Below are 17,462 nucleotides of genomic sequence, written 5' to 3'. Positions count from 1 at the left end.
ACCTGTCATGACTTTTGATCTGAACCGCCGCCAGGCCCTGCGCCTGCTGGCCGGGGCGGCGGCTGCGCCCCTGGTGTTGCGTTACGGCAGCGCGCTGGCGAATGTCGCCACGCCGTTCACGCTGGGGGTCGCCAGTGGCGATCCCTGGCCCGATGGCTTTGTGATCTGGACTCGACTGAGCACGCTGCCGCTGTTTCCCGGCAATGAATACGCGCTGCCGGCGAGCATCCCGGTGGATTGGGAAGTCGGCCTGGATGAACACTTCCAGCGCATTGCCCAGCGCGGACGCACCCAGGCCCTGGCGATCAACGGCCACGCCGTGCATGTGCAATTGCACGGGCTGCAACCGGGGCGCGAATACTGGTATCGCTTCATCGCCCTGGGCGAGCGCGGGCCGACCGGCCGCGCCCTGACCCTGCCGGCACTGAACGCCAAAGTCGATCACCTGCGCCTGGGCGTCGCTTCCTGCGCCCATTACGAGCGTGGGCTGTTCAGTGCGTATCGGCACATGGCCAACGAGCGTCCCGACCTGGTGCTGTTTCTCGGCGACTACATCTACGAATACACCAACGCCCCCGGCACACAGGGCCTGGCCCGCTCATACGGCGCCCCCGAAGCCACCGACCTGGCCGGCTACCGGTACCGCTACGCATTGCACAAGACCGACCCGGACCTGCAACAGCTGCACGCCGCTGCACCGTGGATCGCGACCTGGGACGACCATGAGGTGCAGGACGACTACTCCGGTGTGTCCTCCAAGGATCCGGGCGTGACCCTCGCGGCCTTCCAGCAACGCCGGGCGGCGGCGTACCAGGCCTTCCTGGAGAACATGCCGTTGCGGCGCCCGCCGCTGGGCAGCAATGGCAGCCCGCAGATTTACCGGCGTTTCACCTATGGCGATCTCGCCGCGATCCCGGTGCTCGATGGCCGCCAGTACCGCTCGCGCCAGCCGTGCTACCAGGCGCCGAATTTCGGCAAAGGCCACATGGAACTGAGCAGCTGCGTGGACCTCTCCGATCCCAAGCGCACGCTGCTGGGGTTTGAGCAGGAACGCTGGCTGTACGACGGTTTGCGCCGCAGCGACAGCCGCTGGAACCTGCTCGCCCAGGACCTGCTGGTGGCGCCGTTGCGGGCGGAACGGCCGGGCACCGATGGCGCGCGGTACTGGACCGACAGCTGGGACGGTTTCCAGGCGGCGCGCGGGCGGCTGATCGACAACCTGCGTGAAAGCCGGGTGGCGAACCCGGTGGTATTGAGCGGGGACTATCACTCGTTCTGGGCCAACCATTTGTATGAGCGGCCGGAGGATCCGGATTCGAAGTTGGTGGCGGCGGAGTTTGTCGGCACCTCGATCACCTCCAATGGGCCGAGCTACGAGGCAGTGCAGTCCATATTGCCGGCCAATCCGCAGATCCGCTTTTACGACAGTCGGCCCCGTGGATATTTGTCGCTGGACCTGACGCCGGAGCGCCTGGCGGTGAAGATGCAGGCGATCTCCGATCGCCTGGACCCCAACGCCACGGTGTCGACGCTCAAGCACTTTGTCGTGGAGAGTGGCAGCCCGCAGCTTATCGAGGCCTAAAGCTGCACCACCCTCCTTGCAGGAGCCGGCTTGCCGGCGATGGCGGTCGCCGAATTGACGCTTAAAGAAGGCGCCTCATCGCCGGCCAGCCGGCGCCTGCAGGGGGTGTGCTGGCCGGGAATATCGGCCAGCAGGCTACGGGTGTAGTCATGGGCAGCCGCGGTGAAGATCTGTTCACAGGCGCCCTGCTCCACCACCCTGCCCGCCTGCATCACCACCACATGATCGGAAATCTGCCGCACCACCGCCAGATCATGGGAGATAAACAGGTAGCTCAAGCCCAGCCGTTCTTGCAGGTCCGCGAGCAACGTCAGAATCTGTCCCTGAATCGACGCATCCAGCGCCGACAACGCCTCATCCAGCACCAGCAACTGCGGCTCCAATGCCAGCGCCCGTGCAATCGCCACCCGCTGCCGCTGCCCGCCCGACAACTCCACCGGCCGACTCCCCAGCAACCGCGCCGGCAACTCGACCTGTTCCAGCAAGGTCGCCGCGCGCTGGCGGCGCCAGGCGCTGTCGCCCAACGCAAAGGCCTGCAACGGCTCGCTGATGATCTGCTCCAGGCTCAACCGTGGGTTCAGCGAGGCATAGGGATTCTGGTAAACCACCTGGATCTGCCGCCGCAACGCCAGCCACTCGCGGCGCGACACGTGGCTGATGTCCTGCCCATCGAATACCACGCTGCCGCTGTCCAACCGCTCCAACCCGAGAATCAGGCGCGCAGTGGTCGACTTGCCCGAGCCCGACTCCCCCACCAGGCTGGTGGTGCCGTGACGCGGCAGATGGAACGACACCCCGTCCACCGCCAGCGGAGTCGGGTGGCGCCAGGTCGAGAAATCCTTGCGCAGCCCCTGCACCGTCAACAGCGGCGTGGCCTCCACACGCTGCGCACTCACCTGCCGGCGTTGCTGCACCAACAAGCTTGGTGCCGCCTGCAGCAACTGCCGGGTGTAGGCATGCTGCGGCGCCTCGAAGACGCGACGCGCATCGCCGGTTTCGACGATGCGCCCCTGGTGCATCACCAGCAGCCGGTCGGCGCGGTCAAGGGCCACGCCCAGATCATGGGTGATCAGCAACACTGCCGTGCCACGTTCACGGGCCAGGGTTTGCAGGCGATCGAGAATCTGCCGCTGCACGCCCACATCCAGCGCGCTGGTCGGCTCATCGGCGATCACCAGCGGCGGGTCATTGGCCAGGGCGATGGCGATCAGCACGCGCTGGCGCATGCCGCCGGAGAGTTGATGCGGATAACCGCGAGCAACACGCTCGGCGTCCGCCAGCCCGACTTCGCGCAACAGTGCCAGGCTGCGCTGGCGCGCCAGCGGCTTGGGCATGCCGTGCAGGGTCAGGGCCTCGAGCAGTTGGTGGCCGATGCGCTTGACCGGGTCGAGGGACAAGCCCGGATCCTGCGGCACAAAGCCCACGCTGCGCCCGCGAATGCTTTGCCACTGGCGTTCGCTGGCAGTGGTCAATTCCTCGCCTGCCAGGCGAATGCTGCCGGATTCGATCTGCGCGTTGCCCGCCAGCAAGCCGACCAAGGCTGCCGCCGTGGTCGATTTACCCGAGCCGGACTCGCCGACAATCGCCAGGATCTCGCCGGCCTTGAGCTGGAAATCAATGCCCGCCACGCCTTCGGTGCGCCCGTCGCGGCCGTGGTAGGCGATACGCAGGTCGCGTACGTCGAGCAAAAGGTGGTCTGTCATCGTGTGCCTCCTTGATCCTGTTGCAACGCCCGCGCCAGTTGGTTGGCCGACACCACGACCGCAGCCACGACCAGGCCCGGCAGGCTGGTGTACCACCAGGCGGCAATCATGAAGTTACGCCCTTCGGCCACCAGCAGACCCCATTCGGGTTGCGGCGGTGGCGCGCCGAAGCCGAGAAAACTCAAGGCCGAGACCGACAGCACCGCACTGCCGAATTCCAGCGCGGCTAACGCGAGCACCGGCGCGCTGGCGTGGGGCAGGATGTGCCGCGCGATAATGGTCCACGGCCCGACACCACAGGCCGATGCGGCCTCGACAAACGTACTCGCACGCCAACGCAACACTTCGCCGCGCACCAGGCGCGCGAAGGTCGCGACCGACGACAGGCCCACCGCCAGGGCGATGTTCAGCGTGCCAAAGCCCAGCACTGTGATCACCGCCATGGCCAACAGCAATGCCGGGATCGCCATCAAGACTTCCACCAGGCGCATCAGCACCGCGTCTACCCAGCCGCCGAAGAACCCCGCCAACACCCCGAGGAGGATGCCGCTGACCAACGCAATCAGCACCGCCAGCAAGGTCGCGCGCAACGACAGCCCGGCGCCGTACACCGTACGGCTATAGAGGTCGCGGCCGAGGTGGTCGGTGCCAAACCAGTGCGCCAGGGACGGGCTCTGCAAGGCATTGGCCGGCACCCCGAGCAGCGGGTCGAAATGCGTGAACAACTGCGGCCACAACGCCCAGCCCAACACCAGCAGCAGGACGATCACGCCCAGCGGCAGCAACGGGCGGCGGCGCAACGCGCGCAAGTGGCGCGGACGCGGCAAAACAGCGGTCAAGGCAAGGCTCATCGTGCAGCTCCGCGAATACGTGGGTCGAGCAACGGATACAACAGGTCGACCAGCAGGTTGACCGCGATAAAGATCAATGCCGCCAACACCACCACGCCCTGTACCACCGGAATATCCTGGGTGCTGACCGCCCCCTGGGCCAGGCGGCCGACGCCCTCACGGGAGAACACGGTCTCGGTGACCACCGAGCCGGCCAGCAGCGAGCCGACAATCACCCCGCTCAAGCTGAGGATCGGGATCACCGCGTTGTGCAGCACATGGGTCAACAGCACCCGCAGCGGGCTCAGGCCCTTGGCGCGCAGTGCATCCACGAATGGCAGGCGCGCGGTGGCGGCCAACGAGCGCGCCAGCACCTGGGCGATCACCGCGCTGGTCGGAATCGCGAGTGTCAGGGTCGGCAGGACCAGTGAGGCAAACCCCTGGTTGCCCATCGCCGGAAACCAGTGCCAGCCGAAGGAAAACCACTGCAACAACAGCAGCCCCACCCAGAAGGTCGGCAACGACACGGCCACCGCCGGCAAGCCGAGCAACAGGTCGCGCAGCCAGCGCCGGCGGGTCAGGCTGGCGACCAGCGCGAGGCTCACGCCCAGCACCAGCGCCACCGCCAGCGACACCAGCGCCAGGGCCGCCGTCTTCGGCAACGCCTCGGCCAATGACGCCGATACCGGCTGGCCACTCTGGATCGAGTTGCCGAAATCCAGCTGCACGGCATGCCACAGGGCAATGCCGTACTGCACCGCCAGCGGCTCGTCGAGGTGGTACTGCGCGCGTAGCGCCGCGACTTGCTGCTGGTTGACGGTGCTCTGCTCGCCGCTCTGGTTGAGCATGATGCTCACCGGGTCGCTGGGCAGCGCGTACAGAATCACGAATGACAGGCTGAACGCCGCCCACAGCACCAGCAACGCCTGGCCACCACGGCCCAACAGGTACAGCGCGGTGCCCCTCATGGCTGCAACCAGGTGTCGAAGAACTGCAGCCGCGAGGACGCTTCGTAATGCAGGCCCTGGACCTTCTTGCCGTGGGCCAGCACCGTCGCCAGCTCCACCAGGGCAATCGCATGACCGTCACGCAGCAGCAACTCGCTGGCCTGGTCGATCAGCCCCTGGCGCTTGGCGCTGTCGAGTGTCTTGGACGACTCGCTCAACAGCCGGTCCACCTCGCCCGGTTCGCGCTTGTTGATGTTGTAGCCCCGGGCGTCATACACGGTGCGCAGCACGTCCGGGTCGGCGCGGGTCAGGTTGAGAAAGCGCACGCTGAAATCCCCACCGGCCTGGATCGCCGTGACCTGGCTGATGGTGGATTTATTCAGTTGGAAGTCGATGCCCACGCCCTTCAATTGCTGCTGCACCAGTTCCAGGATGGGCGTCTGCTGCCAGTAGTCCAGGCGAAACGCCAGGCGCTTGCCGTCCTTGACCCGCACGCCATCCGCGCCCACTTGCCAGCCGGCCTCGTCCAACAGCCGGCGCGCCCCTTCCGGGTCATAGGCCAACAGGCTGGAAAAGTCGCGGTACAGCGGCGTGCTGGTGGCAAGCAAGGCGGTGGCGGGTTTCTGGTAGCGGGAAATGATGCGCTGCAACTCAGCCCGGTCGATCGCCTTGTTCAGCGCCTGGCGCACCTTGATATCGGCGAACAGCGGCGTCGATTCATTCAGCGCCAGGTTGAACACCACGCCGGGATTGGCCCGGGTCAACAGCACCAGGCCCTGGCCTTCGATGCCCGGTTCATCCTGTGGCGCGACGCTGGTGTTCACCTCGATCTGCGCGGACGCCAGGCTGCCCAGGCGCACGCCGGATTCGGGAATGATCAGGAACTCGATGCCGTCGAGCCAGGCCTTGCCCGTGTGGGCCGCCAAGGAAGAACCCCAGGCGTAGTCCTCGCGCCGGCTCAGCGACACTTTCTGGTTATGCACGAACGACTTCAGTACAAACGGCCCCGAGCCGACCAACTGGCCCTGGCAGCGCTCACCTGACGACAAGGCCAGGTTGGCGGGCGACAACAGTCCCAGGGTCATGGTCGAGGTGGCTTGCAGGAATTGCGCGTTGGACTGCTCGAACTCGACCACCACCGTGTGGCTGTCCGGGGTGTCGATGCGCTTGAGCCCGGCCAGGTAGGTCGAGCCGAGGATCGAGCGCGCGCCCAGGGCCAGGATACCTTCCAGGTTGGCCTTGACCGCCGCAGCGTCCACCGCCGCGCCGTCGCTGAAGGTCGCGCCCTGGCGCAGCACAAAGGTGAAGCGCCGCGAATCCGCATCCACCTCCCAGCGCTCGGCCAGCCACGGCACAATGGCGCCGGTGACCGGGTCCTGGTCGGTGAGGGAGTCCACCAATTGCCTCCCGACGTTCAGCGCGGTGTTATTGCCCGCCTGCTGCGGGTCGACGCATTGCGGATCGCCGTCCAGGGCGACGCGCAGTGTGCCGCCGCTGTGGGGCTTGGACGGGTCGGCCTGGCTGACCTCGCCGGACGGGCCGCCACACCCGGCCAGCAGCAGCGCCAACAATGCGACTGAAAACGGCTTCATGGACGCGCTCCCTGACGACGGTTGGCGATATACGGCAAGCCGAGGTTTTCGCGCAGGGTCTGGCCCTGGTATTCCTGGCGGAACAAACCGCGGCGCTGCAACTGCGGCACCACGCCATCGGCAAAATCGGCGATGCCCTGGTGCAGCCCGGAGAACATCACGTTGAAGCCATCGGCAGCGCCACTTTCGAACCATTCCTGGAAGTCATCCGCCACACTTTCGGGCGTGCCGATCAGGATCCGATGCCCACCGGCGGTCAGCTTGTTGAACAGCTCACGCACGGTCGGGCGCTCGCGGCGGATCAAGTCAAACACCAGCTTCTGCCGGCTCTTGTGGGTGTTGGTGTCGAACTGCTCGGGCGGCAGCGGCACCAATGAATCGAACGGCAGCTCCGACAGGTCGAAACCCAAGCTGGTAAAGCGCGAGATCGAACTGAGGAACGCCTTCGGGTCCTGCAGCTCCTGCAGTTGATCGTATTTGGCCTGGGCTTCGGCCTGGGTACGCCCGATCACGGTGGAGACGCCCGGCAGTACTTTCAGGTGCTCGGGGTTACGCCCCAACCCGGCAGCGGTGTGTTTGATTTCACGGTAGAACGCCTGGCCCTGCTCCACGGTGTGCTGGGCGGTAAAGATCAACTCCCCGGCGCGCGCCGCCAAGCGCCGGCCGGCATCGGAGGAGCCGGCCTGGGCAATCACCGGGTAGCCCTGCACCGGGCGAGCAGCGTTGAGCGGGCCCTGCACCTGGAAGTATTTGCCGTGGTGGTTGAGCACGTGCAGCTTGTCGGTATCCAGCCATTGCCCGGAAGCCTTGTCCTGGATAAATGCATCGTCGGCCCAGCTGTCCCACAGGCCGGTGACCACGTCGTAGAACTCTTCGGCGCGCTCATAGCGGTCGGCGTGCTTGATGTGGTCGTCGCGGTTGAAATTCTCGCCGCCGCCCAGTGAGGTCACCAGGTTCCAGCCGACCCGGCCACCGCTGAGGTGATCGATGTTGGCGAACTTGCGCGCAATGTTGTACGGCTCGTTGTAGGTGGTGCTGGCGGTGGCGATCAGGCCGATATGCCGTGTCGCCAGGGCCAGCGCTGGCAACAGCACCAGCGGGTCCCAGCGCACGCTGTTGGGGCCGCGCGCCAGGGCCAGGGGGTCGAGGTCGACGTTCACCGTGTCGTTGAAAAACAACGCATGAAAACGCGCCGCCTCAAGCTTTTCGGCGATCCAGCGAAAGTGCTCGAAATCGCGGAACGAGTCGGCGGCGGCACTCGGGTGGCGCCAGGCCGACCCCATGATCCCGGCACTCGGAATGAAGGCGCCGAGCAGTATCTGTCGTTCTTGTTGGCTCATGTCGCAGTCCTCATCAGAAGGTGTAGGTCGCGCGGGTGTACCAGAACGCACCGTAGGGATCGAACGGCGAGATGCTGCCGAACTTGGGGAACCCGTTGATATCGCCTTGGGGGAACGCGTTGTTGTCGGCCTTGACGTTGAGCAGGTTGTTGGCGCCCACCGCCAGGTTCAGGTCCTTGGTGAGGTTGTAGGCCAGCTCCAGGTCGGTGAGCCACTTGGCGCCGTAGGTCACGTCATAAGCCGGGTTGGTGTCACGGGCGATGACCTTGTCGTAGCGGGTCAGGCCGGCGTTGATGTCAAACTTGTCGACCTTCCAGTTGGCGCTGAGGATCAGCTTGGTCTTGGGGTTGGCCACGGTCAGGTATCCCTGGGCCACGCGGTCGAACAGCGCCAGGTTGCTGCCCACGGCGGTGAGTGCGGCGGGCGTCGACTTGATGCTGTCGATCGTGGTCTTGTTGTAGTTGGCCGCCACGCCATATTTGACGGTGCCGAGGGCGCCGTAATCGACGCGGTAGTCGGTGACCAGGTCGATGCCGCGCGTGGTGGTGTCGGCAGCGTTGGTGAAGTACTTGACCCGGTAGCCAGGACGGAAGCCGTTGGCCTGCAGGATCTGGTCGACGCCGCTGCCGTAGAGGAAACCCGTCTGGGCGATGCGGTCGCTGATCTCGATCTGATAGGCGTCCACAGTGATATTCGCTTCGGGCACCGGCTTATAGGCGAAGCCGAGGCTGATATTGCGCGACTTCTCCGGCTTCAGATCCTCTGCGCCAAGCGCCTGGGCCAGCGGCGAATCGACCCGCACCGACTTGGCCTCGACGAACTGCGCCACGCCATTGACGGTGGTGTATTGGTTGGCGGTCTGCGCATACACCGATTGCGACAGCGACGGCGCGCGAAAGCCGTTGCTGAGGGTGCCGCGCAAGGCGAATTCAGGGGTGAAGTCATAGCGCAACGAGAGCTTGCCGCTGCTGGTGTTGCCTGAGCTGTCGTCGTAATGCTCGAAGCGCCCGGCCACGCCCACATAGAGTTTCTCGGTGGGGTTGAGGCCCACATCCAGGTAGCTGGCGTAGCTGTTGCGACTGGCCTGGCCTTCGTCATCCGGGGTCAGGGTGATCGCGCCCTGGGCGCCCACCGCGCCGGGTTGCCCGGCCAGCGGACCGCTGGGGTAGACATAGCCGCCGTTGATGTACGACAGCGGGTTGCCCGACTCGGTCTTGTAGCGCTCATGCCGATGCTCGAGGCCGGCCGAGACTTGCAGCGGCTTGCTCAGGCCGATGTCGAAGGCGCGGGTCAGGTCGAGGTTGTTGGTCCACTGGTCAAAATAGTTGGTGTAGGTGGTGAAGTGCGTGGGGCTCGACGGGCCGAGCGAGGCGTTGAGGGTGTCGTCGGCGCCGGCCACGCCCTTGTCGCGGCCAAAGGTCGAACTCAAGTCCCAGTTCCACTCGGCGACCTTGCCCTTGCCGCCGGCCGCGACCTGGTAGTCGGTTTCGCGCAGGGTGTAGAACGGCGCCGTACCGTCGGGGTAAATCGAGGGGATGATGTTGGTGGAGTTGGGCCGCCGGTAGTTCTGCCCGCCCCGCGCGTCGCGCTGGCTGAGGGTCGAGAACGAGTACAGGGTCACGTCGTCCAGGGGCAGTTCGGCGTTGTAGGCGACGTTGATCGCCTTGATTTTCGGCAGGCCGTTTTTCTGCACGTCCTTGTCGTTGGCCTCGCGCGGGTCCGGTGAGCCGTTGGCCTGCGGGTAGTAGAACGCGCCCGTCGCATCGCGGGCACGCACGGCGGTCTGCTGGGACTTGGCGTCCAGAGACAGGTTGAAAAAGCCGTCGTTGGGCAGCGCGAAACCGTTGTTCAGGGTCTGGCGAATCGTGCCGCCGTCGCCCTTGGTGTACTCGCCATAGGAGGTGCTGACCGAGCCACCGTTGTCGTTCTGCTTGAGGATGATGTTGATCACCCCGGCAATCGCGTCCGAGCCGTACTGCGCCGAGGCGCCGTCGCGCAGCACCTCAATATGGTCGATGGCGCTGACCGGGATCATGTCCAGGTCCACCGGGTTGGTGCCGTAGGCCGCCGTGGAGTCGAGGTTGATCACCGCGCTGTTGTGGCGGCGCTTGCCGTTGACCAGCACCAGCACGTTGGAGCCGTTGAGGCCGCGCAGGCTGTAGGGCCGCGCGATGCTGTCGTTGGACGTGCCCGAAGGCCGCTGGGAAAACGACGGCAGGGTTTTCTGCAAGGCGGTCCGCAGGCTGCTGGAACCGGTTTTCTCCAGTTGCTGGGCGCTGATCACATCGATTGGCGACGGACTGCTGGTGACGGTGCGCGCCTCGCTGCCGCGCGAGCCGGTGACGATCACCGTGTCGAGCGTGTCATCGCTGGTGGCGGCGTAGGCTGGCAGCATGGAAAAGCCGGCGAATATCAAGGGAGCGAGTTGCAGGGTGGAACGGTAGGCAATGGGTTTCATGGCAGGTCAACTGTTCAGAATAGGGTTGAAGTCGTCACGCCACAGCGCTCGTGCATCGACGCTCTGGCTGATCAAATGGTTGGCATAAAACAGGTCCGCCACCTGCTGCTGGGAGGTCATGGCGTCGGCATCGATGCCTTGCAGGCGGCCCGGCCGGCTGCGCTGCTGGAACTGGCGCAGGTACAGGGCACGATCGATGCCGGTCAGCACTTCACTGCGCTCGGCCCAGCGTTCCGGATGGGCGTTGACCCAGGCCCAGGTGGCTTGCTCACGCCGCAAGAAATCGCCTACCTGGCTGCGGCGCTGAGGGTTGGCCAATACCTGTTGCGTGGTCGCAATCACGTAGTTGCCGGAGTAGTAGCGGCTGACGTCCGCCAGCAGTTCGCCGTCCATCTGGCTGGTGGCTTGCAGCGCGCTGATGCCGCCGGTGGCGATGGCATCCACATGGCCGTTGCGAAACGCGGTGAGCGCGTCCTGCATCGGCAGCGGTACCGCCGTCACATCGGCCAGGGACAGGCCGTTCTGCGCGAGCATGTTCAGCACAAAGTAGTGAGTATTGGTGGCCCGTACGTAGCTGATGGTCTTGCCCTTGAGGTCCTGGACCGTGCGGATGCCAGCGCCTTTTTTCACCACCAGACTCGTGTCGTTGCGGTCGCCTGCGTACTGGGCCACCAGTGCAATCGGCACCTTGGCGATCGAGGCGAAGATCGGCGGGATCTCGCTCATGAACGCGTAGTCCAGGTGGCCGCTGCTCAGGGCTTCGAGTACCAGGTTGCCGCCGCTGACATCCACCCATTCCACCGGGTAGGGCGTGTCGGCCTGGCCGGCGTCAGCCAGAAACGACGCGGCGGTGCCCTTGTAGCGCCACACGCGCAAGGGTTCGGCGGCCTGGGCGCCCAGCAGCGCGCCAGCCGCGAGGGTGCCGCCAGCCAACAGTAATTGCCGACGAGTCAGGGTGTGCATGGCAGGTGCCTCAGTCGAGCAGGTCGGGTTCTTCGGTGCGGATCTGGTCCCACAGCGGCAGGAAGTTGAGCCAGGCGAAGAACTCGTGGCGGGCCTTGTCGAAGCCGCCCTCCAAGGCGTCCGCCGGCGGCACCAGCGGCTGCCCGGCCGACCGCGCGGCGAGGTGCACGCGGGCGGTGTCTTCGGCGAGGATGAACCGCCAGGCGGCGCTTTCTACCGTCGCGCCGGTGACCCACAGGCCATGGTTCTGCCACACCAGCAGGTTGTTCTGGGCGAAGGTCTCGACGAACGCCTGGCTGACGATGTTGCGGTCCTGTTCCAGCGCGCCACTGGCGGTGCGCAGGGCGTGGCGCGGGAAGATCACCTGGTCATTGAGGAAGGCGCCGGACTCGGCGGTGATCGGCTCGAACAGCTGGCCCAACGACGACCAGACGCGGCCATGAAAACCATGAAAGTGCGCAATGCCGACCACATCCGGGCGTGCCTGTTGCAGGTCGTGGTGCAGTTCCAGGGCGCTGGTATTCAGCAGGCCCTCGCCTTCCACCACCTGGCCATTGCCATCGACGCGCAACAAGTGCGACACGGTGATCTGCGAGAACAGCACGCCCAGCGGGTTGATCCAGTACTGCTCGGGATGGACCGGGTCGCGGGCGGTGAAATGTCCCGCCACGCCTACCTCGAAACCCAGGCGGCCGAACAGGCGGTAGGCGGCGGCCAGGCGTTGCTTGCGGTGCAGGCGCTCTTGCAGCGGGTCGTCATGGGTGGGTACGGCGCCCAGCGCCAGGCGATTATTGTCGTAGGGCAAGGTGTAGATGGTTTGCGGGAACAGTGTGGAATGACTCATACAAGCAACCCCTGATCAGGCAGTTTTTATAGGCGAGCGAATTCGTGGCTCGGCAGGGCCGGCAGTGGAAACGCAAGGACGGTGTGGCGGCGGGAAGTGTGGTCAGGTCGTCATGATCAGGGGGCCCTCGCAGGTGGGTATCGTCGGTGCTCACCTCCACCATGCGAGGGGTCGGGTCGAGTGTGTTGTCGCTGGGTTGAAAGGTATTCGTCTAAGAAACGTCTGTAAAAGGCTTTGTAGTCATATGCTAATAATCAGCTTTTTTTAATATGCTGGTAGGTGATGATCAGTTAATTGCATTTTTTTTGGGGTTTTTGGGGATGGGGGGCATATCCGTTATTTGGGTGATGGTCGACTATGGTTCCGCTCTTACAGCGGGTCACTTTTGAACAGCGCAAAAGTAACCAAAACGCTCTTGCCCCAACACTCGGCACCTCGCCTAGGCTCGGTGTGCCCGTAATCCGACATTGATTTGGGGGGCCGCCGCCACGCGCCATCCATGGCGCGGGGCGGCTAAACCGGCATCCCTGCCGGTTTACCCCCCAAATCAATATCGAATTCCGGCCAGCGTGTTTGATGGGGCGCCTAGATCAAGATCAAGATCAAAAGCAAAAGCAAAAGCAAAAGCACGGCGGCCTGGCAGCCGGCCTGAGTGGTTAGATCAAGAGCGGATACGTGTAGGAGCTTGCTTGCCTGCTCCCACAGGAATTGAGGTATGGCTTAGGCACCCGGGCATACGGAGATCAAATGTGGGAGCTGGCTTGAACTGGTCAAGTAATCTTGGACACCGATTAAGGTTTCACGCCACCAGCTTCTCCCTGGCGACTGGTGACCGATAGTCGTTGTAGCTATGCGGCCTGGTGATGTTGTAGCGCGATACATAGCGCTGCACATCCGCTCGGGCCTCATGTTCCGACCCGTAGCCTGCTTCTGGCACCCACTCTGATTTCAAACTTCCAAAGAAACGCTCCATCGGAGCGTTATCCCAGCATTCGCCTTTACGGCTCATGCTTTGTCGGAGTCCATGTTCCAGCAGGCGCGCCCACGTGGATGTTGAAACCATCCACCGCGCCCTCGACAAACCAGCGCTCGATCTCGTCCGCCACAGTCTTCGGCGAGCCGACGAAACTCGAAAACGGCTTGGCAAAACGCAGCGCCGCCTGACGCAGGGTCAACTTCTGGTCACGGGCCACTTGCTTGATGTTCTCGGCATGCCCGCGATAACCGTTGCTGCCCAGGTCGCCCAGTTCCGGAAAAGGTTCGTCGAGCGGGTACTGGCTGAAGTCGTGGTAGTTGAACGGCCGCCCCAGTTGTACCAGCGCCTTGTCCAGGTCCAGCTCGCCATTGCGCGCGCGGTCGATGGCCTGGGCCTCTTCGTCGGTGTCGGCAATAATCGGCGAAATGCCCGGCAGGATGGTCACGTGGTCAGGGTTGCGCCCCGCCGCTGCGGTGCGTCGCTTGATGTCGCTGTAGTAGGCCTGGGCGTCCTCGAAGTTACCCACGCCGGCAAAAATCCCCTCGGCATAATTGGCCGCCAGGCTGCGCCCGGACTCGGAGATGCCCGCCTGGAAAATCACCGGCTGCCCCTGCGCCGAACGCTGGATATTCAACGGCCCGGTCACCGAGAAAAACTCGCCATGGTGGTCGAGACGATGCTGGCGCTGCGGATCGAGAAAGACCTTGCTGGCTTTGTCGCGCACGAAGGCGTCGTCCTCGTAGGAATCCCACAGGCCTTGCACCACCTCCAGGTGTTCGGCCGCGCGGCGGTAGCGCTCGGTATGGTCGATATGCTGTTCACGGCCAAAGTTGCCAGCCGCGCCTTCAAGGCCCGTGGTGACCACGTTCCAGCCGGCACGCCCGCCGCTGATCAGGTCCAGCGAGGCGAACTGCCGCGCGACGTTGAAAGGTTCGGTATAGGAGGTGGTCAGTGTCGCCACCAGGCCGATCTTCGAGGTCGCCCCGGCGATGGCCGAGAGCAGGGTCAGCGGCTCCAGGCGGTTGAGAAAATGCGGCGCCGAATCCGCAGTGATGTAGGGGCTGTCGACGATGAAAACCAGGTCGAACTTGGCCGCTTCCGCCTGCCGCGCCTGGGCACGGTACCAGTCGATATCGACACTGGCATCGCCTGGGATCTGCGGGTGCAGCCATTCGTTCTGCGCGGTGCCGACACCGGTGAGGATGGCGCCGAATTTGAGTTGCCGCGGTGCTGTGGACATGGGAGGTCTCCTGGTTGGCATCAAGCAGTGCGGGCGGCGATGGCTTCGACTTCCACCAGTGCACCGGGCAGTGGCAACGCCACCACTTGCAACGCCGTGCGCGCGGGTTTGTGCGGCTGCTCGGGCGTGCCGAAGAATTGCGTATAGCCACGCTGCAAGCCGGCAAAATCGAGCTTGCCGGCCGTCTCTTCGGCGCCGACCAGGAACACGCGCAATTGCACGATATCGCCCAGGTCGAGGTCGTGTTGCTGAAGGATCCTGCGGATCTTGTTGAACACCGACACGGTCTGCACTTCGGTATCGCCATAGGCCGCCGGCGTGCCCGCCTGGGCATTGGCGTCGTGCAGGTCCGGCAAGGTGCCGCTGACGAAGATCAGGCTGGCGGAAGCCGGCACGGTGACGGTCTGCGAGATCGGGAAATCGCCGACGCTGGTACGTTGAATGCTGTCGCTCATGGTGTTGATCCTCAGGAGGCGGCCAGGGCCGCAAGGTGGGTTTGTTGGGTCACGCGCTCAGCCAATTGCGCGACCACATGCCGTGCCGAGTTGGCCGCCGATTCCTGCCAGATGCCCACGCCGCTTTGCACCAGGCCATCGCCGGCGAAGTACACGCGCCCATGCGCCTGTTCGAGCAAGGCACTGGCGTCGGCGGGGAAGTGTTCGCGTTGCAGCCACGGGCCTTCGCTGTAGGGAATCTGTTCCCAGGACACGGCCAGCGGGTTGCGCAGGTGTTTCGAGTAGCCCGGGTGCAACAGCTCCACGGCTTCCTTGGAGGTGGCGTACTGCTTGTCGAACGGCTGGGCGCCAAAGGCCGCGGCGCCCTCCCCGGTCACGTAGCCCGCCACCAGCAGGCCTTCGCGGGTGTTGAGGTCGTTGCTGGGGTACCACAGCAGGCGCGCCGGATGCTCGATCCAGGACAGGCCGCCGTAGGTGCGATAGTCGGTCTCCCAGAAGCGCGGCGATTGCCAGGCGACTTTGGTGGCCTGGTCGCTGCGGGTGCTGAGCAAGGCGGCCTTGATCGGGTCGCTGAAGTCCGTATCGAGCCTGGCCAGCAGCGGCAACGGCAGGGTCGAGACCAGGTAATCGGCGCGAACCACCTGTTCACGGCCACTCGGGGTGTCGTGGTAGGTGACAGCCACGCCGTCTTCCAGCTGGCGGATCTGGCGCACCTGCGCGCCCAGTTGCACCTGTCCACGGACCCGCTCGTAGAACGCATCGGTGATGCGGTCCATGCCGCCGACCGGCTGGAACATGGTCGCCGAGAATTCCGGAAACTCGGTATGCAACAAGGCGCCCCAGAGTTCCGGGTGCAGCAGTTGATCCAGCGCCAGCGGACCACGGCTGGCCGGCAAGGCACCAGGATGCGCGGGCGATTCCAGGTGCCCGGAACGAATCGTGCCCTCGAAGGCCAGCTCCTGGGACAGGTCGCCATACACCTGCAGGAACGCCAGCAACCGCGTGCGTTCTTCACTGCTCAACACATCATCGAGGGCATCGCGCTGCACCGCCCTGGCCAGCAACCCGGACAGGTGCCCGCGCGCATCGTTGATCGCCTGGCCGACGGTGAACGCCGGCTTGCTCACATCCGGCCGCACCTGGGCGCCATGGCTGCTGTTGACCAGCACTTCGAGGGGCACGCCCAGCTCGCTGCAGTAGTCGAGAATCGTGCGGTGCTGGCTGGGGATGCGCGCAGGGCCGGCGTTGAAATACAGGCCCTGATCGAATGCCACGGTCTGCGTGCGACCGTCCGTGTAGTCGACGCGGTCGCCGTTGCGCAGGGTCCAGGTGCGTCCGCCGACCCGCTCACGCGCCTCCAGCACTTGCACACTGAAGCCGGCGCGGGTCAGCTCCAGCGCGGTGACCAGCCCGGCGATCCCGGCGCCGAGCACCAGCACGCGGGTGCCCTGCCCCAGGCCTTCCTTGAGTTTCAGCGGTTGCGGGCGGCGGTGGGATGAAGGCCCCAGGCCCAATACCGCGAGCGCATCCTTGACGGCTTTTTCGCCGCCGACCGCAGCAATGCTGGACAGCGCTTCACGTCGTGTCAGTCCCATGTCAAATCCTCCTTAATCCGGCAGGCCCGGTGGGTTGATCAGCGACTTGTCGACCCGCTCCACGTCCAGGCCCCAGCGTTGCAGCACCTGCTCGTATTGGCCGCCGGCAATCGCGCCTTCCAGCGCGGTGTGGATCGGCTTGACCAGGCCATTGTCCTTGCGCGTGGTCACGGCGATATCCGCCTGCAACGGCCAGCCACCGTTGACGGTGCCGACGCGCTTGATGCCTCCGGTGATCGCGGCGGAATAGGCGTACACCGAGTTCGGCCCGAACAGCGCATCACTGCGCCCGGACTGCACCGCCAGTTGCGCAGCGGCCTGGTCGTCGAAGTACTGCAACAGCGCAGGCTTGCGGCCGGCCTTTTCATTGGCGTCGTTCCAGGCCAGCAGGACTTTTTCCTGGTTGGTGCCGGAGCCGACGATGATCTTCAGCCCGGCAATGTCCTCGGCCTGTTTGATCTCGGTGATCTTGCTGGTGCTCTTCACGTAGAAGCCCAGCACGTCCTGGCGATAGGTGGCGAAGTCAAAGCGCTTCTTGCGCGCCTCGGTCACCGTGACGTTGCTGATCACCGCGTCGTATTTCCCCGAACTGACACCCAGGGGCCAGTCTTCCCAACTGGTCTGCACCACGTTGAGTTGCAGGCCGAGGCTGTCGGCCACCAGTTGCGCGGTATCGGCTTCGCTGCCGATGGTGGTCTTGTCGTCACTGGCGAGCAGCGCCAGGGGTGGCCCGGCGACACCGGACACGGCGACGGTGAACTTGCCCGGCTGGGCGAACTTGAAGCCTGGCGGGATCTGCGCGATCGCCGCTTCATTGCGCGGCACATGGATGCGCACGCGGTCAGGGCTGAGGTCAACCTGTTGCACGGCGAAGGCGCTTTGCGCGGTGCTGACGGCCAGCGCCAGCAGGGCCACGCGGGCTGTGGTGATAAACATG

The 17,462-nt window shown here is 64.9% G+C and carries 13 protein-coding genes and 1 pseudogene; 1 reads left to right on the top strand and 13 read right to left on the bottom strand.

Going from position 1 to position 17,462, the window contains the following annotated elements; translation table 11 throughout:
* Positions 1-7: 7 nt before the first annotated feature.
* The gene (locus NTD80_RS09315; protein ID WP_262133278.1) at positions 8-1,582 is read left to right on the top strand and encodes an alkaline phosphatase D family protein; all 1,575 of its coding nucleotides are present in this window, start codon (positions 8-10) and stop codon (positions 1,580-1,582) included.
* On the opposite strand, the gene NTD80_RS09310 is transcribed toward NTD80_RS09315, so the two are convergent.
* From NTD80_RS09310 to NTD80_RS09250, 13 genes and pseudogenes are all read right to left on the bottom strand, one after another.
* Positions 1,579-3,285, bottom strand: coding sequence for a dipeptide ABC transporter ATP-binding protein (locus NTD80_RS09310; protein WP_262133277.1), 1,707 nt, complete (start codon positions 3,283-3,285; stop codon positions 1,579-1,581). The genes NTD80_RS09315 and NTD80_RS09310 overlap by 4 nt on opposite strands.
* On the bottom strand, positions 3,282-4,136 hold the full coding sequence (locus NTD80_RS09305) for an ABC transporter permease (RefSeq protein ID WP_120449140.1): 855 nt from the start codon (positions 4,134-4,136) through the stop codon (positions 3,282-3,284). The genes NTD80_RS09310 and NTD80_RS09305 overlap by 4 nt, the downstream gene beginning before the upstream one ends.
* Positions 4,133-5,083, bottom strand: a complete 951-nt coding sequence (locus NTD80_RS09300; RefSeq protein ID WP_106803230.1) for an ABC transporter permease — start codon at positions 5,081-5,083, stop codon at positions 4,133-4,135. The genes NTD80_RS09305 and NTD80_RS09300 overlap by 4 nt, the downstream gene beginning before the upstream one ends.
* Complete coding sequence (locus NTD80_RS09295) at positions 5,080-6,654, bottom strand: ABC transporter substrate-binding protein (RefSeq protein ID WP_262133275.1); 1,575 nt, start codon at positions 6,652-6,654, stop codon at positions 5,080-5,082. Before NTD80_RS09295 ends, NTD80_RS09300 begins: the two co-directional genes overlap by 4 nt.
* Positions 6,651-7,994 (bottom strand): LLM class flavin-dependent oxidoreductase, encoded by a 1,344-nt coding sequence (locus NTD80_RS09290; protein WP_262133274.1) that lies wholly within the window; start codon positions 7,992-7,994, stop codon positions 6,651-6,653. The genes NTD80_RS09295 and NTD80_RS09290 overlap by 4 nt, the downstream gene beginning before the upstream one ends.
* A 13-nt stretch (positions 7,995-8,007) precedes the next feature.
* A complete protein-coding gene (locus tag NTD80_RS09285; protein WP_262133273.1) occupies positions 8,008-10,452 on the bottom strand; it encodes a TonB-dependent receptor plug domain-containing protein in 2,445 nt (814 codons plus the stop codon).
* A 6-nt stretch (positions 10,453-10,458) separates the two neighbouring features.
* Positions 10,459-11,415, bottom strand: a complete 957-nt coding sequence (locus tag NTD80_RS09280; protein WP_262133272.1) for an ABC transporter substrate-binding protein — start codon at positions 11,413-11,415, stop codon at positions 10,459-10,461.
* 10 nt (positions 11,416-11,425) lie between these two features.
* Entirely contained in the window at positions 11,426-12,259 is an 834-nt protein-coding gene (locus NTD80_RS09275) for a class II aldolase/adducin family protein (protein ID WP_262133271.1), read from the bottom strand.
* 799 nt (positions 12,260-13,058) lie between these two features.
* Positions 13,059-13,295, bottom strand: a pseudogene (locus NTD80_RS09270) (integrase core domain-containing protein); the annotation flags it as partial.
* The gene (locus NTD80_RS09265; protein ID WP_262133270.1) at positions 13,258-14,475 is read right to left on the bottom strand and encodes an LLM class flavin-dependent oxidoreductase; all 1,218 of its coding nucleotides are present in this window, start codon (positions 14,473-14,475) and stop codon (positions 13,258-13,260) included. The pseudogene NTD80_RS09270 and the gene NTD80_RS09265, both read right to left, overlap by 38 nt.
* Positions 14,476-14,495: 20 nt before the next feature.
* The gene (locus tag NTD80_RS09260) at positions 14,496-14,930 is read right to left on the bottom strand and encodes a RidA family protein (RefSeq protein WP_106803223.1); all 435 of its coding nucleotides are present in this window, start codon (positions 14,928-14,930) and stop codon (positions 14,496-14,498) included.
* An 11-nt stretch (positions 14,931-14,941) separates the two neighbouring features.
* Positions 14,942-16,525 (bottom strand): flavin monoamine oxidase family protein, encoded by a 1,584-nt coding sequence (locus tag NTD80_RS09255; protein WP_262133269.1) that lies wholly within the window; start codon positions 16,523-16,525, stop codon positions 14,942-14,944.
* Positions 16,526-16,537: 12 nt separating this feature from the next.
* Complete coding sequence (locus tag NTD80_RS09250; protein WP_065903548.1) at positions 16,538-17,461, bottom strand: ABC transporter substrate-binding protein; 924 nt, start codon at positions 17,459-17,461, stop codon at positions 16,538-16,540.
* Between the last annotated feature and the right edge of the window lies 1 nt (position 17,462).

The organism is Pseudomonas sp. 13B_2.1_Bac1 (assembly GCF_025466155.1).
Lineage (GTDB): Bacteria > Pseudomonadota > Gammaproteobacteria > Pseudomonadales > Pseudomonadaceae > Aquipseudomonas > Aquipseudomonas aylmerensis.
This window is presented reverse-complemented; position numbering and strand designations above follow the sequence as displayed.